Genomic DNA, 19788 nt, shown 5'->3' with positions numbered 1-19788 from the left:
AAAGTATAACTTTCTTTTCAAATCCCCACATTGTGAATCATTTAATCATGATGGTGATGATGATCTTCACCACAATGTTCACAATGTTTCTCCTTTATCCCCTTCTCCATCGCTTTCCAAGCTAAAGTAGCACATTTAATTCGTGCAGGGAATTTACATAATCCTTGTAATGCCTCGATATCTTCAAAGTCTTCCTTATTGACGTCATCACCGAGCATCATTTTCGAAAATCGATCAGCTAAATCTAAGGCTTCGTCCACTGTTTTACCTTTGATCGCTTCTGTCATCATCGATGCAGAAGACATACTAATGGAACAACCCTCTCCTTTAAATTTGGCATCTTTGATTTTCCCATCTTCCACTTTCATCTGTAATGTGATTTGATCACCACAAGTAGGGTTTTTAAGCTGAATGGTGGCGTCCGCATCTTCCAAGTTCCCCATATTTCTTGGTTGTTGATAATGATCCATAATAACACGACGATATAAATCATCAAGCGAAGACATTTCCAAAATACTCCTTTGTCTTTATTAGTCCTTTAACCCAAAGATCTACTTCTTCTTTAGTATTATATAAATAGAAACTTGCTCTAGCTGTGGCTGATACATTTAACCAATTCATCAATGGTTGAGCACAATGATGTCCTGCTCTTACTGCAATGCCTTCTGTATCAAGGACTGTTGCCACATCATGAGGATGAATCCCTTCAAGATTAAACGTAATAAGGCCACTACGATTTTCTATTGGCCCATACATCGAAAATCCCTCAACGTTCTGCACTCTTTCTATCGCATAAGTGATTAACTCATGTTCATGTTTCTCTATTTGATCAAGGCCAATTGATTGTAGGAAATCAATGGCTACTCCTAAGCCAATTGCCCCGGCAATGATCGGTGTTCCTCCTTCAAACTTCCAAGGAAGTTCCTTCCATGTCGAGTCGTAAAGATCAACAAATTCGATCATTTCTCCTCCAAATTCAACTGCCTCCATTTTCTCAAGAATTTCTTTTTTTCCGTATAAAACGCCAATTCCTGTTGGTGCTCCTAATTTATGACCCGAAAACGCCAAGAAATCACAATCAAGATCTTGTACATCTACTTTCATATGCGGTACACTTTGTGCTCCATCAACTAACACATGAGCACCAATTGCATGTGCAATCTGAACAACGTCTTTGATCGGATTGATCGTGCCTAAGACATTAGAGACATGTGTTATCGCCACGAATTTGGTGTTAGCTGTAATAGTTTCCTTTATCTCTTCGATTTTCATCGTGCCGTCCGGCTGTAGAGGAATATATTTTAGTGTAGCCCCTGTTGCTTTCGCTACTTGCTGCCAAGGAATTAAATTACTATGGTGTTCCATCATCGTTAGAACTATTTCATCACCTTGTTTAAGGAAAGAACGGCCATAACTTTGAGCAACAAGATTGATAGCAGAGGTGGTACCACGAGTAAAGATGATTTCCTCCATACTCTTGGCATTGATGAATTTCCTTACCTTTTCCCTTGCTTCCTCATAAGCATCAGTAGCCTTAGTTCCTAATGTATGCACACCTCGGTGTACATTTGAATTGTATTCTCGATAATATTTTTCGATGGCTTCAATCACTTGAATAGGTTTTTGCGCAGTTGCAGCACTATCTAAGTAGACAAGTGGATGTCCATTCACATCTTGACTTAAAATAGGAAACTGTTTTCGGATCTCTTGGTCAATCATTTCTCCAATCTCCTTTCAATTACTTTTTCTAATTGTTCTTGCATCTCTTCAATAGGGATTAGTGAAACGACTGGGGACAAGAAGCCATGGATGATCAAGCGCTCAGCCTCTTCTTTTGGAATCCCCCGAGACATTAAATAATAAATGTCGTTAGGATTAACAGGTCCTGCACTTGCAGCATGACTTGCCATTACATCATTCTCATCAATTAGAAGGATCGGATTCGCATCACCACGAGCTTTTTCATTTAACATCAACACTTTTTCCGTTTGCTCTGCATTAGATTTAATAGCGCCCTTCTTTATATGTGTAACTCCGTTAAAGATGGCCGTAGATTGTTCCATCATCACGCCGCGAGAAACAATCTGACTATCTGTATGATCCCCTTCATGAACCATTTTTGAGACGAAATTGGTTTTTTGCTCACCTGTACCTATAAAAATTAACTTACTTCCAGCAAATGACCCTGAACCTTTCAAAATACTTGTATTGTTAGACACAGTATTTCCTTCATTCATTTCACCAATCGCCCACTCCATTTTTCCATTTCTAGCAACTGTAGCTTGACGATAGGTATAATCATAAACCTTTTCATCAAAGTTATGAATCGTTGCAAATCTAACTCTTGCATTTTCTCCAACATAGACTTCTACCGCTCCATGGTGAACAGTAGGCTGGCTTACATTAGATGAAAAATAGTGGTCTACATAGGTTACACTACTGTTTGTCTCCGCAACGATAATCACATGTGGTAAAAGCCCTGAATCAGTTAATTGATAGGATGCTTGAATCGGAAATTCCACTTCAACATTTTTTGGAATATAAAGGAATACACCGCCATTCCATAATGCAGTGTGTAAGGCAACCAATTTGTTATCTTCAAAAGACAAATTGTTCATAAAATATTTTTTAACTAAATCTGGGTATTGTTGAAGTGCATTGTCCAAATCTGTAAAAATAACCCCTTGATCTAACAATTCTTGAGAAAGTTGAGTTAAATCACTTTTTGGGTTTGAAAGTTCAAACTGATCAATGTTCCATTTATCAATTTTGGTTTTGTCTAGATGAGGTAGTGGTAATTCCTTATATTTGTCAAACGCTTTTAATCTTAAATCTAACATCCAATCGGGCTCGTTCTTCTGTTTGGATAATTGGGTGATTTGGTCTTTATCAAAGCGAACATTCATCTCTACTGTCATTATTATATCCCCCTATCCACCTAGGCCTCTTGGCCAACAGTTTCGTCAACGATACCTAATTCCTCTTTGATCCAATCATAACCTTCCGCTTCTAATTTTTCAGCTAATTCTGGCCCACCCGAACGAACGATTTTACCTTGCATCATAACATGGACAAAATCCGGTTTAATGTAATTTAATAGTCGTTGATAGTGGGTAATGACAAGTACCCCCATATCTGGGCTTTTCATTTCATTTACACCTTTAGCAACAATTTTTAGTGCATCGATATCCAAACCAGAATCAATCTCATCTAAAATAGCGATAGATGGTTTAACCATCATCATTTGTAAAATTTCATTGCGTTTCTTCTCTCCACCAGAGAAGCCTTCATTCACATATCGCCCTGCAAAAGCTTCGTTCATTTCAAGTAGCTTCATCTTTTGTTCCATTTCACGGACAAATTTAATGAGCGATATTTCATTCCCTTCACCACGTCGCGCATTTACAGCACTACGTAAAAAGTCAGAGTTCGTCACACCACTAATTTCACTTGGATATTGCATCGCTAGAAATAGACCTTTTCTTGCTCTTTCATCTGTTTTCATTTCTAATACATCTTCACCGTTCAATGTAATGGAACCTGATTCTACAGTATATTTTGGATGTCCCATTAACGCTGATGCCAAAGTACTTTTACCAGTACCATTTGGTCCCATAATCGCATGTACTTCTCCACCTTTGATTTCTAAAGACAATCCTTTTAGAATTTCTTTTCCTTCAACTGAAACTCTAAGGTTGTCTATCGTTAATTTTGGTTGAGTCATTGATTCATTCCTCCACATTCTTATATAATACTAAAAAAAGTATCCCTTTTTATATTTGTAATATCAAAGATGTCAGATAAACTTGGTATTAGTTTTTCATATTTAACAAGAATCATCCAATAATCTCTTTATCATTGTATAATTCCGACTAAATTAGTCAAGATTATTTTCAGAACAAATTCAATTCATTTTGATTAATTTGGATGAATCTTCTTTCTTTCATTGTATTCTATTTGTTTTCTTAAATCAATATTATAACTATCGAAATAGTGAAAAATAAACCTTAAGTATAGATTACAAAGTTGAAAATTTTTAACACGCTTACATCTTACTGCTATTTGCTTTTTAATGCAAGCCATAATAAGATACTTATTATGGTAGTTTATGGCTTTTCAATATTAAAACGCCTACTAATTTTCATTATTTCACCCACTTGTAACTATTATAGTTACAACTAAAAAATAAAGAGCTAACCATCAGTCATCTTTTAATGACCTTTTGGTTAGCTCTTTTGTATGTCTTATAGATCATGCCACATAAATGGCTCGCCTTTTTCTTTAGAAGCAATGGTGATTCCTACTGCGGCACCTTGCCCTGCAACGACAACGGTTTGACTTGGGATTTCCGTAATAAGCCCTGCAAGGTAGAGATTCTCAACTTCTGTTTCTCCAGTCCAAGGAATATTTATTATTGCTTTGGCTTTACCATTTGGAACACGAGAGTTCACCTCTGTAGTAAAACCAAATGCTTCAAGCAATTCCTTTTGAACATTTGTTGCGACAATGACGTATTTGGCTTGATAGGAACCATTCTCTGTTTTCACTTCAAAGCTTCCGTCATCGTTTTTCATCAACTCAGTTACTTTTTCATTTTTGATTTCCACATTAAATTTGGTCGCTTGTTGTTTTGCTTGCTCAATCCATTCTGTACCAGCGATTCCATTAGGAAAACCTGGAATGTTTTGAACTAAACTTACCCTTGTGATTTGGGATGGTCCAAAGTCAAATACCGTTGTTTTTAATCCTGCCTTTGCGGTGAAGATTGATGCAGATAAGCCTGCTACTCCTCCACCAATAATGATTACTTCACTCATATCCATTCACCTCTAGCTTGTTTTTAAGAATTTATCGATTGAAGAATTAATTGAACCCTTTGTTCAAAATCTTCTTCTGATAGAACAGGGGTAATTTTCATTTGTGGAATCTCATCTTTTAGAGATATCCAAGATTTGCATCCATTATACTCATCCCTTAATAGGATCTTTGTGGTTTGTTCTAGTCGATATACCTTTACGATAAGAAGATGTAAAGGTTTTTCCCTTTTCCAATGCAATCTAGCTTCTGCAAAATTCTCTGTCCAAATATGAAAGGGGGAAAGTCTAGCTAAGGTTGCATCATCTTGAATTTCTATATCTTGAACCACCTCTGCAAAATATTGAATAGGAATCTCTTTATTTGTTTGATCCCATTGTTGAACGATATTTTCTAAGATTGGCTGAAATTCTTCTTTTAGTAGTTCAGCCTTTTGATGCAAATATGTAGGAAAAAGATAAAAACAATTCTCTTTTAGTTGAAACTCTTTGGCTTCTTCGGCAATACCGCCTTTTCTAAGCAAAAGGATTTGATCCCCTTGTGTCAAAGCCTGAATGGCTACTGCCCATTCTTTTAAGGCAGTTGATTGATCTGGCTGTCTGCTCATCTAAAGCCCCCCTCTTTTATCACAATCCTATATTAACATACTTATTATACAAAATAATATATAAAAAGTGTAAAAATGTGCGTAATTTTTATAGAAAATACCCGATTTCTAATTAAATTTAAAGGGAGCTTTTCGCTCCCATCAAAATTGACTCATTTGTATTTTAACCTAGGAAAAATTTATCACTCAAACCTTAATGCTTCAATTGGCTTTAAATTTGCTGCCTTGTTTGCAGGGAAAAGTCCGAAAATAATGCCAACAAAAACAGAAAATTCAAAAGCTAACCAAATGACATTTAAGGAGAATTCCGCTCCAATATTAATAATGTTTCCAAATAAGTTAGCTCCACCTATTCCTAGGATAATTCCAAAAATTAGCCACGCGTTGTTGATGCCCCTCCAGAAAGTTCAACTGGACGATGGTGAATGCGTTCTTTTGCAGAAATACCGGCATAAATCAAGGGTAGCTCAACATTTTCAATAGACGTAAGCTTAGAAAGCAGGTTAAAATTCTGAAAAATAAAACCAATTCTTCTATTTTCATTAATGTAGATTTCCTTGACCCCGAAGGCCCAATAATCCGCGCCACCCATTTTGTACCATTTGCTTAATTTCTCAATCTCACTTTTGCAAGTTTTCTTCATTTAATGGAAGATTGAGGGATTTTAATAGTAAATGTGCTTCCTTCACCTAATTTGCTAGAAACTTGAATCGATCCCTTGTGAGCCTCAACAATCCACTTTGCTATAGCCAATCCTAATCCATGTCCTCCCATTTGCCGTGTTCTTGCTTTATCAACCCTATAAAAACGATCAAAAATATTTTTTTGGTCTTCTTGACTTATTCCTATCCCAGTATCCTGTACCTGAATATTAAATGTAGGATGGTGATCCCAATCTTTCATTGAGAGGGTTATGTTTACTTCTCCTCCATCTGTCGTATATTTAATAGCATTATCTAACAAGATATAGAGTAATTGTTTCAAGCGCTCCAAATCACCATTTACAATAAGTGTCTGTGGAGCATGAATATGAAGTTTAATTCCTTTTTCCTCAGCTAAGGGTTTAAAAGATTGGATAATCTTTTGCACATGGGGACAAAAGTCAAAAGTTTCCCTTATCAATTCAATTTGATTGGAGTCTGAGCGTGCTAAAGTAAGCAAATCACCCACCATTTTCGTCATCCGTTTTACTTCATCCCTCATATTAGAAATTAACTTCCGAGAATAATCATCACGTTCTTCAGACCCAGACTCTACCTCCATTTCTAATACATCGATGGACGAGAGTAAAACACTTAACGGGGTTCGTAACTCATGAGAGACATCAGCAGTAAATTGATTTTGTTTCGTATAGGCCCTTTTGATGGGAATCATCGAACGTTTAGACATCAAATAACTAATGAAGATGGCAATCCCAGAAAATAAAACCGCAAGACTTACTAAAAGAAAAAGTAATTTTTTAAATAAATAGTTGTTATCTGTCACATTTTTCCCCACATAGAGTACACCTACAAATTGACCTTTTACATAAATGGGACGACCAGTCATTAATAATTGAAGGGAGCGCTTCTTGATTAGCTTATCATTCTCTTTGTTTTGAACACGATTAAACTCAAAAAATGATAACGTTTCATAACGAATCTCATTTTCTTGTGGCCTCCAACCCTTCAACATACTTAATAAATCAGATCGTAGAGGACGAACAACTTCATCGCCAAAAATGAGACGACCCTTTGAATCAACAACATAGTAAAAAAATTGATCTTCACCAATCACAATAACATTTTGATTCATAATATTCGTCTGATTCGTTAAACCATATTGTCCCAAATAGCGGATCAAAACACTTAGTTCTTGATCTGCTAAGGTTTGAATATCATCGTGCTCTTGATCAGAAATAATCATGTAAAATACGGAATAAACAACAATAATAAATAGAGTAAGAAAGAAAATAATCATTCCACTATATAAAATCGTGAGACGAATTTGGGTTTTTTTAAAGAGATCCTTTTGCCAACGTTCTCGTAGCTTTGAAAAAAATTTAACCTTCAATTTTATACCCCACCCCACGTATACTTATAATCAATTCCTGTTGATTGAATAACTCTAATTTCTTTCTAATTAATTTAACGGTTGCATCAATGGTCTTATCTGAGACATTTGTATAATATCCCCATACTCGATCTAGGATTACTTCTCGAGTGAGTACTCTACCTTTATTTTTTACCAGCAAGTCTAATAGTTGGAATTCTCGTGGGGTAAGTTGAACCTCTATTTCTTCTCTTTTCACCGTATAGTTGGTCCGATTTAATTCTAGTCCTTGAATTTCCACTTTTTCTTCCATGATTGGTGCATAATTACGTCTAGAAAGGGCTCGAATCCGGGCAAGTAATTCTTCAAATTCAAATGGCTTCACTAGATAATCATCAGCACCAGCATCTAATCCTTGTACTCGGTCATGAACTGCATCTTTTGCGGTAAGCATAAGAATAGCACCTGTATATTTCACTTCTCTTAGACTTTTGCAAACATCGAGTCCACTTTGTATCGGCATCATCCAATCTATAATAACCACATCGTAGTGTGATTGTAAGGCCTGATCATATGCATTTTTTCCATTTGTTACCCAATCTACATGGTAGTTCCCTTTTTTCTTAAGCATATGTACGATTAATTCACCAAGTCGATCATCGTCCTCAGCTAGTAAAATATTCATCTTTCCATACTCCTTTTTGTAAATCCTTAATCCTTCTTTAACAACATTCACCTTATCATACCCAAAAGAAAAAATAATGAAAAAAATTATCTTTTTCACTATAATTTCATTCTACTTGTCTATATTAATAACGCAAAATTAAATTTTCAAATCAAAGGAGATGTTTGATCATGAAAAAATTAATTCCCATTACCTTAGGTATTGCACTTTTAGCAACAGCTGGTTCAGTCTTTGCAAAAACCACAGGTACCGATGAAGTTCTATCCGCAAAATCGTCTTCAGTAGTTCAATCTTATTATGACCATGGTTGGCATGGAAAAAGTACACCATTTCAAAACGACGAATTACTATCCCTTTTAAAAATCAATGCAGAAACCTTAGCACAAGAATTAAAAGCTGGCAAATCATTAGCTAACATTGCTTCGGAGAAAGGCGTTTCTGAACAAAAAGTGATTGACCTTTTGGTTAAGCAACACGAAGAAAGAATGGATCAAGCCGTTAAATCAGGTAAGATGACAAAGGAACAAGCAGATCAAATCAAATCCACATTACAAGATCGGGTCAAAGCTAGCGTTGAACAAACAGGTGGCTTCAAACGAGGGTTTTATAAAGGAAAAGCGTTTCATAAAGGAAACTTAGATGATGTAGCAACTACACTGGGTATGTCTCAAGAGGAGCTATTGAGTGAATTAAAAGCTGGTAAATCTATTGCAGAAATCGCTAAAGAAAAAGGCATCGACAAGCAAAAAGTCATTGACTCTCTTCTTGAAAAAGAAAAAGAGCGCATTACCAATTGGGTCGATCAACCCTGGAAGATAACGAAAGATAATAAACAAAATTAAGGAAAAAAGTGATTTTCGGTAAAAGAAAAGGCTGTTCCTTAAAAAGTCGTTTTAACTGACCTTTTGGAACAGCCCTTTTCATTTTACACTTAAATTATCTTCTTCCTCGAAAGTTTTCGTTTCATTTTTGGTTTTGTTTCATCAATTGCATTTCTTGACTAATGGTATATAATCTTTCTGCCATGGTAGGATGAGAATATAAAAAGATTTTAACGAGTTCTGGCGGATTCGGTTCGGTTAGACTATTCACAGTCAGTTTTTGAAAAGAGGAAATCGCTGCTTCAGCATTTTGAGTCATTTGAATACCATATTGATCTGCTGCACGTTCAGATTGTCTAGAAATCGTATTTTCAATTGGGGAAATGGCAAAAGTAATGACTGAAAGAAGTAACAAAAATAACGGAAGTGAACGAAGATCTCCTACTTTTTGCACTCCCCATGCATAGCCAAAACGATCTACCAACCAGTTGATCAACAGATAAAGTAAATAAAGGAGTATAAATGAAGATAATATAGAACCAAGCAGCATCCAATAAATATGCTTATAAACATAATGCCCCATTTCATGAGCCATCACAAATAATATCTCATCTTTTTTTAATTTCTGCAACGTGGTATCCCAAAGCACAATCCGTGCATTAGACCCTATTCCTGTTACATAGGCATTCATTGCCGTTGTTTTTTTAGACATATTGACTTGAAAGACTTGGTTTGCTGGGATATCAGCTTTTTTGGCAATAGCAATAATAGCTTCTTTTAATTTTTGATCTTGAAGGGTTTGAAAATCATTAAAGATGGGATCGATGATCACGGGTTGAACAAAAAACATCAAAATGGTGATCGGTATAGAGATAAGCCAAAACCAGAACCACCATTTTTTTGGTGATTTTCTAATCAAGGTGTACAGTAACCAAACCATTGGTACCGTTAAAACGAGGTCAACAAAAAAACTCTTTCCCTTATCCCATATCCATTGCTCAAATGGTTGAACACTAATTCCATACTCTCGAGATATTTTATAGGAGTAATATTGGATGGGAAATTGTAATAATGCAATCAAGAGACTAAGCAGGAACACATAAATACTCGTTTGTACCAATAAGGACCGTTTACTTAACTTATTCGCTATCATGTAAAAACTTGTGGAAAACCCTAATCCCAGAATAATAAGATAGATCGCCCATTCCCATGGTACCCCAATAAAAAATAAAAAGTCCTTTATCCTTGAAAAGATGGTTGCTGTATGGAGCTGCTCAACACTCATGAAACTCGTTGGATCGGCTGGACCACCCACATAAGCCTGTGGTAAATCTTGTTGACTTTGAAATAAATAAAGATACATCAAAACGCCATATATAAGTAAGAAAATTGTAAATCCTATGTAAAATTTTTTCAAACAGCTCGCCTCCTTATATGATCTAATTTATATATATGCAAAGTTGTACAAAAAAACTCCCTTGACAATAAGGGAGTTTTTCAAACAGTTCGCTTTTGCGTGTATTCTTAGAATGCAGGTACAACAGCACCATTATATTTTTCTTCAATAAATTTCTTCACTTCTGGTGAAGTTAAAGCTTCTGCTAATTTTTTAAGATTCTCGTTATCTTTGTCTTCTGTACGAACAGCCAAAACGTTCGCATAAGGTGAATCAGCATCTTCAATAAATAGAGCATCTTTTGTTGGGTTTAATTGTGCTTCTAAAGCATAATTTGTATTGATAACAGAAATGGTTACATCATCTAATGATCTAGGCAACATTGGTGCTTCTAACTCTTTAATTTCAAGATTTTTTGGGTTTTCTACCACATCTTGAACGGTTCCGTTAATGCCAACGCCTTCTTTTAATTTAATTAACCCTGCTTTTTCTAATAAAGCCAAAGCACGTCCACCATTAGTTGGATCGTTTGGAATAGATACGGTTGCTTTATCCTCTAATTTGGATAAATCATCAACTTTTTTAGAATAGATGCCCATTGGCTCAATATGAACCTTAGCAATATAGGTTAAATCAAGACCACGATCTTTAGAGAAAGACTCAAGATAAGGAACGTGTTGGAAGTAGTTTGCATCAATTTGTTTTTCTGCTAGATCTGTATTTGGTAAAACATAATCTTGATATTCAACAATATCTAATTTAATTCCTTGCTTTTCTAATAAAGGTTTAACGACTTCCAAAATCTCTGCATGTGGTACAGCTGTAGCACCCACTTTTAAAGTCACTTCTTGTTGTTGTCCACCATTTTCACTTGCACCTTGCTGTTCATTAGTTGAACCTGAACCACAAGCGGCTAAAGTTAAACTTAATACTGCAATTAAAAATAAAGCTAAAAACTTTTTCATTTTAAAAAGCCCCCTTATATAATTTTATTTTTTATCTAAAACTTTGGAGAGATAATCTCCAAAACTTTGAACGATTTGAACAAGAATTAAAATAACGGCTGTGGTAACCAGCATAACTGGCATGTTATATCGTTGGTACCCATAGCGGATTGCCATATCACCTAGTCCACCACCACCTACAACACCTGCCATAGCTGAGTAACCAATTAAAGTAACCAAAGTTACTGTAATTCCAGATACAATGGAAGGTAAACTTTCAGGCAAATAGACTTTTCTTATGATTTGCCAGTTACTAGCCCCCATAGATATCGCTGCTTCAACCACTCCCCGGTTCACTTCTCGCAAAGAAGTTTCAACCAAGCGAGCGAAGAAAGGAGCAGCACCGATAATTAAAGGTACAGATGCAGCAGTTGGGCCAATACTGATTCCTACAATAAATCTTGTAAAGGGAATCAATAAGACAATCAAAATAATAAAAGGTATCGATCGAAAGATATTAACGATTGCAGCAATCACTTTATTGATTGTCCCATCTTGTAATATTTGGCCTTTGTCGGTTAAAACAAGTAAAATGCCTAACGGCGTTCCTAAGATAACGGTAAATAGTCCAGATAATCCAACCATATACAAGGTTTCCAAAGTGGCTTGCCATAGCTGTAGCCATTCTCTATCCGTTAACACTTTGAACCACCTCCACTTCTACCTGGCAAGACTCTAAGAATTTAATTGATTCTTTTAGTTTTGCTTCAGAGGTTTGAACTTGAATATAAAGTGAGCCATAAGAAGCACCTTGAACATATTGGATATTTCCCTCTAAAATATTGACTTCAATTCCCAAGGTTTGTACCCATTTACTAATAATCGGTTGACTAGCTGTTTCTCCAACAAATGTACATTTTAAAATAAAACTATCTTTGTCTAATGGCAAATGCTCAATCGTCTCTTTTGTCCTTTGATGTTCAGTAACTTGTTTTACAAATTCTTTCGTTATTTCTTGTTTCGGATGAGTAAAAACCTCTAGAACAGGACCTTCTTCAACAATTTCCCCACCATCGATCACAGCAACTCGCTGACAAATCTTTTGAATGACATGCATTTCGTGAGTAATTAAAATGATAGTGATTCCCATTCTTTTATTGATCTCTTGTAGCAATTCTAATATAGAATCGGTCGTCTTCGGATCTAGTGCTGATGTGGCTTCATCACTTAAAAGTACTTTTGGGTTATTCGCCAAAGCTCTTGCTATCCCTACTCGTTGCTTTTGTCCACCACTCAACTCAGAAGGATATGCATTGGCTCGCTCTGTCAACCCAACCAAATCGATCAATTCTTTTACCCTCTGATCGATCTCCTTTTTAGGAACCCCTGCGATTTCGAGTGGGAAGGCAATATTTTCTGCAACTGTTCTTGACCAGAGTAAGTTAAAGTGCTGAAAAATCATCCCGATTCCTTGGCGGGCTTTGCGTAGTTCTTCTGGTCGTAATTGATCCATCCTTTGCTCATCGATCCAAACTTCACCTTCTGTTGGACGCTCCAACATATTGATTAAACGGATTAAAGTACTTTTCCCTGCTCCGCTATAACCGATAATGCCATATATTGCCCCTGATTGAATATCCAAGTTAATCTCTTTTAATGCAACCACTTCTTGAGTTTTGGACTTAAATATTTTTTTTACTTTATGAAGCTTTATCATCTATTCACCAACTTCTACTTTCTTCTCAATAAGAAAAGCCCCTTCTGAAAGCATCAGAAAGGACCAGATTATTCGTACAAGTTCCTTCCCTCATCTTTCAGAACATGATTGTTCTGCAGGAATTGGCACCTTACCATGTATTTCTACATGTTGGTTGCCGGGTTTCATTGGGCCAGTCCCTCCACCTCTCTGGATAAGGAGATATCCATTTATTCACTTTAAACCATTTACGCATTTCAATGCATTAAACACTATACGAATATTAACATCTGCTACAAGCCTATGTCAATTGTTTTTTATTGTTAATTTTCTCCAAACTATAACTAAATTGCATTTGTCTTTTTTGAACGCCTAGAAATAAAATCAATTTTTTTCGCTAATAAATATAGGCTTTTTGTGGAGTTGGATTTGATGGTAATTTTGCTGGTACTTATCATTTGGCGATAACAATGGATGGTTAGTTTTGTAGGTTCATATTTTACAGAATGAATCGCTTTAGCTGGTAAATCAATATAAGCATATTTAGGTTCTAAAAAGCCAATAAATATGCTTTTGCTGTATACGATGATATCCATTTCTGCCAAAAACCGCTGGTAGTCTGTCATCATTTCTTTAATCTTCCCCTGATACAAGATAAAATCAAAGCCATCCGTTTGTAGGGGAATGACATTAGACTGTTTCTTTTCTACGGTTTTTGGTTTTTCAATATAAAAGTAATACCCTAAAACAAGGAGGAGGAGCACAAAAAAAGAGGTGATAAACCAAGTTGCTAAACTCATTGTTTTCTCTCCTTTCATGGGTTTTATATAGTTATTTCTACCTTGCCCGTTATAATCATCCCTTATTCTGTTCTAACATTGCCATTATTTGTTGAAAAGTAATAGCTAATTTTTGAAAAATAGCGTATATTTAAAGAAAATAAACAGATAAATACGAATAATATAACTAAAGGAATAGGATAAAAGATCAACTGAGGATAAAGGGAGCGAATGAAAATGAAATTTGTTTGCCCTTTGTGTAATAAAAAAATTAACGATTTTGCTGGTCGCTGTGAAAAATTGATTGAATGGTTTTCAAACCTTGATGGAAAAGGATTATGGAGAATTCGTTATCTCAATCACTATGAATATCAATTCTTAACAGATGAGGATTTTTTGTCTTTACAATCTAAAGAAATGGTGATTCTAGATGAAGCGAATCATTGGCAGGAATTTGACCCCAAGACGCTTTCAGGAGTTAACTCTGTTGGTCAACGCACCTCTATTTTTAGTTAAATTGCCATAAGGAAGAAAAAAGCCACCATTTTAGGCGGCTTAATTTTTATAATTTGCATTTTTAAAAACAATTTTAATGTAATTATCTAATACTTCCTTTGTACTTAATTTTTATAATATCCCCATTCTTTAATGGAATATTCTCTTTTACACCTACAGGAAGAATCTTTTCACCAAACTTTATGAATATTAAATTTATAGGAAGATTCATTTCTAGTGTAAAATTTGTGTCATACGTAATCAACGTTAATTTTTGATCATTTATATTTCCACTTATAATCATAAACCTTACTCTTTCATATTTCCTATTAACTATTTCTTCAAGTTGACTTTTATTAATAATGAATCCAATATTTTCGAACACCGTAACCTTGGCACTATGATAACCAAATAATTCATTCTTTACAAAAAATGGTATGGAAATAATAAAACTAGCTAAAACTAAAATGATCATTACATTTTTAAATCTCATATTATAATTCTCATCCCGGAATTACTGTCATAAACATAATTCTATAAATTTTCAAATTAAATCCCCCTAGAGGTATATTTAACACCTGATAAAATTATATAAAATTTTAGATGAAAAGGTTGTCGAATTTTGTATTTATTATAAATTTTTAAAAAATATTTATTTCAGTGTCCAGCATTGAGAAGATGTGTTCAATCGCAATATTATGATGATTTTTATAAAGTCAAATACATTAATGGAAAAAGCCACCATTTTAGGTGGCTTAATTTTTATTAAACATTTTTATTTTTAATCACTAATTGACCAATTCCTCTACTTTTTTTCAATTGTGTGTCCACCAAATCCATTTCTTAAGGCAGCAACTACTTTTCCTGCAAATGTATCTTCCTCTAAGGATCGATATCGCATCATCAATGACAATGCAATGACTGGAGCTGCAGTTTGTAGGTCTAAAGCTGTTTCTACAGTCCACTTTCCCTCTCCCGATGAATGCATAACCCCTTTAATAGTTTCCAAACGAGATTCTTTTGTAAAGGCTTCTTCAAGTAATTCCATTAACCAGCTGCGAATCACAGAGCCATGATTCCATACTTTTGCAACCTCTTTGTAATCATAATCAAATTGACTTTTTTCTAATATTTCAAACCCTTCGGCAATGGCTTGCATCATTCCATACTCTATCCCATTATGAACCATTTTTAAAAAGTGGCCACTTCCATTTTTCCCTGTATATAAGTACCCGTCTTCAGTGGAAATATCCCTAAATAGAGGTTCTAATATAGCGAAAATCTCTTTTTCACCACCAATCATCGTGCACGCTCCTTGTCTGGCACCCTCCATTCCCCCGCTGGTGCCAACGTCCAGATAATGGACACCTTTTTCCTTTAACTGCTCTGCTCTTCTAATCGTGTCCTTATAATTTGAATTGCCCCCATCAATGAGAATATCTTCTGGTTGAAGATAAGGAATTAACTGAGAAATAACATCATCAATTAATTTCCCAGCTGGAACCATCAACCAAATCGTACGAGGTACTTCTAATTTACTTACTAAGTCTTGATAGCTAGTTGCAGCAATAGCTCCTTCTTGTTGAATGTCGTTCACCTTTTCACGATCTATGTCATAGGAAACAACCTCATGATTGTGATCTAATAAATTCAATACGAGATTATATCCCATTTTTCCTAAGCCAATCATTCCGAGTTTCACCAGTTCCACTCCTTGTTCGTAAATTTTTCAGCCCAACTTCAGGCCTCTCTCTTTGCTACCATCATCGTATCAAATTTATTTTCATTAGTCTATATTAAATATGAAAATTTTTTTAATACCTTTTTAAAGCGATCGCTTCTCTTATTTTTTGTAAATTCTCCAATGTTTCATTTTGGCGTCTTAAAGAAACTGCTACATATAATACATCGATAATAGCAAGTTGAACGATTCTTGAAGCCATCGCTTCTGAACGAAATAGAGTTTCTTGAGAGGTTGAATATAATACATAATCAACTTCTTTTGCTAAAGGGGATTTGTAATAATTCGTCAATCCGATGGTAAAAGCACCACTTTCTTTAGCAACCCGTATTGCTTCTACAACATCCTTATTACTACCACTATGTGAAATGGCAATCGCAACATCACCAGGTTGCAACATGGAAGCAGAGGTGATTTGTAAATGTGCATCTGTATGCACACTACAAAAAATGCCTGTTCTTATAAACTTGTGATAGGCATCATTGGCAATAACTGCTGAACCTCCTGAGCCATAAAAATCAATTCTCTTTGTGTTTGTCAAAGCATCAATAATCGCAAGCATATCTTGTTCATTCAGTAGATTAAGTGTATCTTTCATTGCCTCAATATTGCTCATAAATACTTTTCTGGCAATCGTTAAAATCTCATCATCAAAGGTAATCTCTTGATGAATGTTTTGAATCGGAGCCACCACTTCACTTGCTAAAGCAATTTTAAAAGCTTGATAGCCTCGATATCCTAATCGTTTGCAAAAACGAAAAATGGTTGCTTCTGCAACTTGGCTATTATCGGCAAATTCAGTAATAGAAAGATGAATGATTTCTTTTGGATTTTTTAAAATGTAATCTGCTATCGTTTTTTCCTTTGATGATAACGAAGAATAAATTCCCCTTATTTTCGATAAGACACTACTTGTCTTTAATTCCTGTTCCACCATTTTAACCACCCCTACTACTCCTCAAATTTATTAAATGATTTTCTTTGCAGTTCGGAAATTTGATCAAATGATTCGTTTAATTGAACGGACAAGGTAGAAAATAATTGATATAGCTCTTGATAAACATCTGCATGATCCCTATTTGGAAGTTGTTCATTTAAAACATGAATCATATGCTTAGACTCCTCCAAAGATGTAAGTAAGCCAAGAGCATACATCGTAAGGATTGCAGCACCTAAACCAGAGCTTTCATGACTTTCTGGTACGATTACTTTTTGTTGAAAAATATCTGCTGTGATTTGCCTCCAAACTTCCGAACGGGCAAATCCACCAGAAACTCGGATTTCACTTGCAGGCCCTGCAAGCTCATTTAGTGCTTTGCCAATACTATAAACGCCAAAAATGACTCCTTCTAATATCGCACGGATAAAATGTTGTCTTTGATGGGTAATGGACATACCAAAGAACACACCTCTAGCATTAGCATTCCAAGATGGTGCCCTTTCTCCAGATAAATAAGGCAAAAAGAGTAAACCATTAGAACCAGCTTGTACTTTTTCTGCTTGCTCGATCATAATGTCATAAACATCTTTGTTCCGGTCTTTAGCCATTTCAACTTCAGTCATAGAAAATTGATCCTTAAACCAACGTAATGCGATACCGCCATTATTCATTGGCCCTCCTATAACCCAATGATTTTCAGTAAGTGCATAACAAAAAGTCCTTCCTGTAGGATCCGTAATCGGTTGATTGACGACTGCACGAATTGCACCACTGGTACCAATGGTTAAAGCAACCTTTCCCGGTTCAATTGCTCCTACGCCAAGATTTGCGAGAACCCCATCACTTGCACCAATTACAACAGGGATGTCCACAGGTACGTTCATATATGTGGCTGCTTTTACATCCATCTCTTTTAAGATAGTGGTTGTTGGAACAGGTTTTGAAAGGCGTTCTTTGCTAATCCCTATCAAATCTAAAGCCTCTTGATCCCAATCTAAGGCTTTTAAATTAAAAAGCCCTGTAGCAGAAGCAATAGAATAATCAACAAGATATTGATTAAACCATTTCCATATTACAAATTCTTTGATCGAAATAAATTTACTCGCCTTTTGAAATATTTCCTGAGCTTCTTCCTTAAACCACATCAATTTACTTAACGGGGACATGGGATGAATCGGCGTCCCTGTCCTCAAATAAATGTCATGACCGTTCCATTCTTCTTTGATTCGTTTTGCATATTCATTACTGCGGTTATCTGCCCATGTAATGCTATTTGTTAGGCAATGACCATCAACATCAACTGCAATAACGCTATGCATTGCCGAACTAAACCCTATACCTAGAAGTTGGGATGAATGTAATTTTGCTCTTTGAATCACTAACTTGATCGAATCTAATACAGCTTGATAGATCTGATTAGGATCCTGTTCAGCATAATCAGTCTTCGGATGGAAGAGAGGATATTCAATCGTATGGGAAGCTACAAAATGGCTCTCTGTGGTAAAAATTGTTGCCTTTGTACTTGTTGTTCCGATATCTACTCCCATTACAAATGATTTTTCTGGCATGTTCTAGTCCTCCACTATTAAAAATCAGGTTAAAACGTTTTCATTAAGTCCATTATAACATTTTTTTCACTATTATATAGTTATGGAGAAAATTTTTTTAATTTCTTTTTAAAAAAAAATCGTATCAATAATGATACGATCTCTAATCTTCTTCTTTTCCATTTTATTGGTTCTTATGTTTTGTTTCTCCATCGTTTTTTTCATTATCTTTTTTATCTTTTTCATCTTTTTTATTTCTATCATCTTTCTGTTCTTTTCTATCATTCTTTATTTCATCATCTTGCTTATTTCCACTTGTTGTTTTCTGGTTTAATTCAATCTTGACCTCTTGTTTTTCTTCATTTTTGCCATTCTCTTTTTTATGATCAACTTTTTGATGATCATTCTTATTCTGTTTACCTTCTTGATCTTTTAACTCTTTCTTTTCTTCCTTCTCATCGTTCTTCGACTCTTGTTTGTCATGCCACTGCTCTACAATTTCAGCTGTAATATTTTTTCCAAGAATCTGCTTTAGATCATCACGATCTTTGGCAATTTCAGAAATAGATTGATTTTTAAATCGATCGATAGGAATTTCTTGATTCTTATTTTTAGTCATCAGATAAATCGCGTATTTCCCTGTTGACAAACCGCTTTTTTGTGCATCTTCTCTTACTTGAGCAGTTGTCTCAACAGTAGTAATCGATACATTGGTAACTTTTTTCAATTGATCAGCTACAGCCCGTTTTACTTGATCTTCTATGTTTTTTTCGAATGTTTGATCTTCAATTAACCTAGTTGTAGAGATTACAACCTCGGCATTTGCTTTTATATACCCAAGTTTTTCTGATTCTTGCAGTAAGATTGATGTAGCCTGAGCTACAGGAATGCCAATGATCGAATCACGGATGGTTTGTACTAGTTTTTTCCCATCCTCATTGATCCCTTCTATCTGAAGAACGGTCTCTTTCGAACTAATAGCAATTTCAACGCTTGGATTGATATCAACGGTAACATAAGCTGCAACCTTATCTACATTAGAATCTAAACCAAACCAACCGGGGATTCCAACCAATAATAGAAGGAAAATCGCTGCAACTGAAGCAATCCATCTTATTTTATGGTTTGCGAATATTGCTTGATACTGCCGATCTTTTTCAAGCAACGTAAAAGAGGCCTCTTCCCCAATCTCAACTTTGGAATGAGGTTTAACAGAGAGAAATTGTCCATCTTTTGTGAGTACAATTACATTTCCACTTGAAAGAACTTCCATTACGATTCCTTTGTCCAT

Annotated in this window: 21 protein-coding genes and 1 riboswitch; of the genes, 2 read left to right on the top strand and 19 right to left on the bottom strand. The window is 35.3% G+C overall.

Annotated elements, in window-relative coordinates:
- Positions 1–41 precede the first annotated feature (41 nt).
- From sufU to BEN26_RS01205, 9 genes are all read right to left on the bottom strand, one after another.
- Positions 42–506 (bottom strand): Fe-S cluster assembly sulfur transfer protein SufU, encoded by a 465-nt coding sequence (gene sufU / locus BEN26_RS01245; protein WP_069800632.1) that lies wholly within the window; start codon positions 504–506, stop codon positions 42–44.
- Positions 493–1719 (bottom strand): cysteine desulfurase, encoded by a 1227-nt coding sequence (locus tag BEN26_RS01240; protein WP_069800634.1) that lies wholly within the window; start codon positions 1717–1719, stop codon positions 493–495. Before BEN26_RS01240 ends, sufU begins: the two co-directional genes overlap by 14 nt.
- The gene (gene sufD, locus BEN26_RS01235; RefSeq protein ID WP_069800635.1) at positions 1716–2918 is read right to left on the bottom strand and encodes a Fe-S cluster assembly protein SufD; all 1203 of its coding nucleotides are present in this window, start codon (positions 2916–2918) and stop codon (positions 1716–1718) included. The genes BEN26_RS01240 and sufD overlap by 4 nt, the downstream gene beginning before the upstream one ends.
- A gap of 20 nt (positions 2919–2938) precedes the next feature.
- Positions 2939–3724 carry a Fe-S cluster assembly ATPase SufC gene (sufC, locus tag BEN26_RS01230; protein ID WP_069800638.1) on the bottom strand — a complete coding sequence of 262 codons (786 nt, stop codon included), beginning with the start codon at positions 3722–3724 and terminating at the stop codon, positions 2939–2941.
- A gap of 520 nt (positions 3725–4244) precedes the next feature.
- A complete protein-coding gene (locus BEN26_RS01225; protein WP_069800640.1) occupies positions 4245–4817 on the bottom strand; it encodes an NAD(P)/FAD-dependent oxidoreductase in 573 nt (190 codons plus the stop codon).
- A gap of 23 nt (positions 4818–4840) precedes the next feature.
- Positions 4841–5422, bottom strand: coding sequence for a DUF1802 family protein (locus BEN26_RS01220; protein ID WP_069800642.1), 582 nt, complete (start codon positions 5420–5422; stop codon positions 4841–4843).
- A 373-nt stretch (positions 5423–5795) separates the two neighbouring features.
- Entirely contained in the window at positions 5796–6014 is a 219-nt protein-coding gene (locus tag BEN26_RS14225; protein ID WP_084818880.1) for a hypothetical protein, read from the bottom strand.
- A gap of 47 nt (positions 6015–6061) precedes the next feature.
- Positions 6062–7474 (bottom strand): sensor histidine kinase, encoded by a 1413-nt coding sequence (locus tag BEN26_RS01210; RefSeq protein WP_069800646.1) that lies wholly within the window; start codon positions 7472–7474, stop codon positions 6062–6064.
- Positions 7464–8138: a response regulator transcription factor gene (locus tag BEN26_RS01205; RefSeq protein ID WP_069801070.1), complete on the bottom strand. Its 675-nt coding sequence runs from the start codon at positions 8136–8138 to the stop codon at positions 7464–7466. The genes BEN26_RS01210 and BEN26_RS01205 overlap by 11 nt, the downstream gene beginning before the upstream one ends.
- 170 nt (positions 8139–8308) lie before the next feature.
- On the opposite strand from BEN26_RS01205, the gene BEN26_RS01200 reads away from it, so the two are divergent.
- Positions 8309–8980 carry a hypothetical protein gene (locus tag BEN26_RS01200; protein ID WP_069800648.1) on the top strand — a complete coding sequence of 224 codons (672 nt, stop codon included), beginning with the start codon at positions 8309–8311 and terminating at the stop codon, positions 8978–8980.
- Positions 8981–9101: 121 nt separating this feature from the next.
- Here the strand turns inward: BEN26_RS01200 and BEN26_RS01195 are convergent, their stop codons facing one another.
- From BEN26_RS01195 to BEN26_RS01175, 5 genes are all read right to left on the bottom strand, one after another.
- Positions 9102–10376 carry a M48 family metallopeptidase gene (locus tag BEN26_RS01195; protein ID WP_069800650.1) on the bottom strand — a complete coding sequence of 425 codons (1275 nt, stop codon included), beginning with the start codon at positions 10374–10376 and terminating at the stop codon, positions 9102–9104.
- 107 nt (positions 10377–10483) lie between these two features.
- Positions 10484–11320 (bottom strand): MetQ/NlpA family ABC transporter substrate-binding protein, encoded by an 837-nt coding sequence (locus BEN26_RS01190; protein WP_068725728.1) that lies wholly within the window; start codon positions 11318–11320, stop codon positions 10484–10486.
- A 24-nt stretch (positions 11321–11344) separates the two neighbouring features.
- Positions 11345–12001: a methionine ABC transporter permease gene (locus BEN26_RS01185; RefSeq protein ID WP_068725730.1), complete on the bottom strand. Its 657-nt coding sequence runs from the start codon at positions 11999–12001 to the stop codon at positions 11345–11347.
- On the bottom strand, positions 11988–13016 hold the full coding sequence (locus tag BEN26_RS01180) for a methionine ABC transporter ATP-binding protein (RefSeq protein WP_068725732.1): 1029 nt from the start codon (positions 13014–13016) through the stop codon (positions 11988–11990). The genes BEN26_RS01185 and BEN26_RS01180 overlap by 14 nt, the downstream gene beginning before the upstream one ends.
- Before the next feature lie 87 nt (positions 13017–13103).
- Positions 13104–13216: riboswitch (SAM riboswitch) on the bottom strand.
- A 123-nt stretch (positions 13217–13339) separates the two neighbouring features.
- Positions 13340–13795, bottom strand: a complete 456-nt coding sequence (locus BEN26_RS01175; protein WP_069800652.1) for a hypothetical protein — start codon at positions 13793–13795, stop codon at positions 13340–13342.
- Between the two features lie 216 nt (positions 13796–14011).
- Between BEN26_RS01175 and BEN26_RS01170 the strand changes: the two genes are divergently transcribed.
- On the top strand, positions 14012–14290 hold the full coding sequence (locus tag BEN26_RS01170; protein WP_069800654.1) for a hypothetical protein: 279 nt from the start codon (positions 14012–14014) through the stop codon (positions 14288–14290).
- 82 nt (positions 14291–14372) lie between these two features.
- Here BEN26_RS01170 and BEN26_RS01165 read toward each other — a convergent pair whose 3' ends face one another.
- From BEN26_RS01165 to BEN26_RS01145, 5 genes are all read right to left on the bottom strand, one after another.
- Entirely contained in the window at positions 14373–14762 is a 390-nt protein-coding gene (locus tag BEN26_RS01165) for a hypothetical protein (protein WP_069800655.1), read from the bottom strand.
- Positions 14763–15074: 312 nt separating this feature from the next.
- Positions 15075–15971 carry a phosphogluconate dehydrogenase (NAD(+)-dependent, decarboxylating) gene (gene gnd / locus BEN26_RS01160; protein WP_069800658.1) on the bottom strand — a complete coding sequence of 299 codons (897 nt, stop codon included), beginning with the start codon at positions 15969–15971 and terminating at the stop codon, positions 15075–15077.
- 112 nt (positions 15972–16083) lie between these two features.
- The gene (locus tag BEN26_RS01155; protein ID WP_069800660.1) at positions 16084–16947 is read right to left on the bottom strand and encodes a MurR/RpiR family transcriptional regulator; all 864 of its coding nucleotides are present in this window, start codon (positions 16945–16947) and stop codon (positions 16084–16086) included.
- 14 nt (positions 16948–16961) lie between these two features.
- Positions 16962–18518 carry a gluconokinase gene (gene gntK, locus BEN26_RS01150; protein WP_069800662.1) on the bottom strand — a complete coding sequence of 519 codons (1557 nt, stop codon included), beginning with the start codon at positions 18516–18518 and terminating at the stop codon, positions 16962–16964.
- Positions 18519–18681: 163 nt separating this feature from the next.
- Positions 18682–19788, bottom strand: a complete 1107-nt coding sequence (locus BEN26_RS01145; protein WP_069800664.1) for an anti-sigma factor domain-containing protein — start codon at positions 19786–19788, stop codon at positions 18682–18684.

Source organism: Tepidibacillus sp. HK-1 (genome assembly GCF_001748485.2).
Taxonomy (GTDB): Bacteria; Bacillota; Bacilli; order Tepidibacillales; family Tepidibacillaceae; genus Tepidibacillus_B; species Tepidibacillus_B infernus.
The sequence above is the reverse complement of the archived record's forward strand: the minus strand, read 5'-3'. Positions and strand labels throughout refer to the sequence as shown.

Coding starts and splice junctions, on each gene's coding strand:
- sufU (WP_069800632.1), bottom strand. CDS start 506: ATGTCTTCGCTTGATGATTTATATCGTCGTGTTATTATGGATCATTAT.
- BEN26_RS01240 (WP_069800634.1), bottom strand. CDS start 1,719: ATGATTGACCAAGAGATCCGAAAACAGTTTCCTATTTTAAGTCAAGAT.
- sufD (WP_069800635.1), bottom strand. CDS start 2,918: ATGACAGTAGAGATGAATGTTCGCTTTGATAAAGACCAAATCACCCAA.
- sufC (WP_069800638.1), bottom strand. CDS start 3,724: ATGACTCAACCAAAATTAACGATAGACAACCTTAGAGTTTCAGTTGAA.
- BEN26_RS01225 (WP_069800640.1), bottom strand. CDS start 4,817: ATGAGTGAAGTAATCATTATTGGTGGAGGAGTAGCAGGCTTATCTGCA.
- BEN26_RS01220 (WP_069800642.1), bottom strand. CDS start 5,422: ATGAGCAGACAGCCAGATCAATCAACTGCCTTAAAAGAATGGGCAGTA.
- BEN26_RS14225 (WP_084818880.1), bottom strand. CDS start 6,014: ATGGGTGGCGCGGATTATTGGGCCTTCGGGGTCAAGGAAATCTACATT.
- BEN26_RS01205 (WP_069801070.1), bottom strand. CDS start 8,138: ATGAATATTTTACTAGCTGAGGACGATGATCGACTTGGTGAATTAATC.
- BEN26_RS01200 (WP_069800648.1), top strand. CDS start 8,309: ATGAAAAAATTAATTCCCATTACCTTAGGTATTGCACTTTTAGCAACA.
- BEN26_RS01190 (WP_068725728.1), bottom strand. CDS start 11,320: ATGAAAAAGTTTTTAGCTTTATTTTTAATTGCAGTATTAAGTTTAACT.
- BEN26_RS01180 (WP_068725732.1), bottom strand. CDS start 13,016: ATGATAAAGCTTCATAAAGTAAAAAAAATATTTAAGTCCAAAACTCAA.
- BEN26_RS01175 (WP_069800652.1), bottom strand. CDS start 13,795: ATGAGTTTAGCAACTTGGTTTATCACCTCTTTTTTTGTGCTCCTCCTC.
- BEN26_RS01170 (WP_069800654.1), top strand. CDS start 14,012: ATGAAATTTGTTTGCCCTTTGTGTAATAAAAAAATTAACGATTTTGCT.
- BEN26_RS01165 (WP_069800655.1), bottom strand. CDS start 14,762: ATGAGATTTAAAAATGTAATGATCATTTTAGTTTTAGCTAGTTTTATT.
- BEN26_RS01155 (WP_069800660.1), bottom strand. CDS start 16,947: ATGGTGGAACAGGAATTAAAGACAAGTAGTGTCTTATCGAAAATAAGG.
- gntK (WP_069800662.1), bottom strand. CDS start 18,518: ATGCCAGAAAAATCATTTGTAATGGGAGTAGATATCGGAACAACAAGT.
- BEN26_RS01145 (WP_069800664.1), bottom strand. CDS start 19,788: ATGGACAAAGGAATCGTAATGGAAGTTCTTTCAAGTGGAAATGTAATT.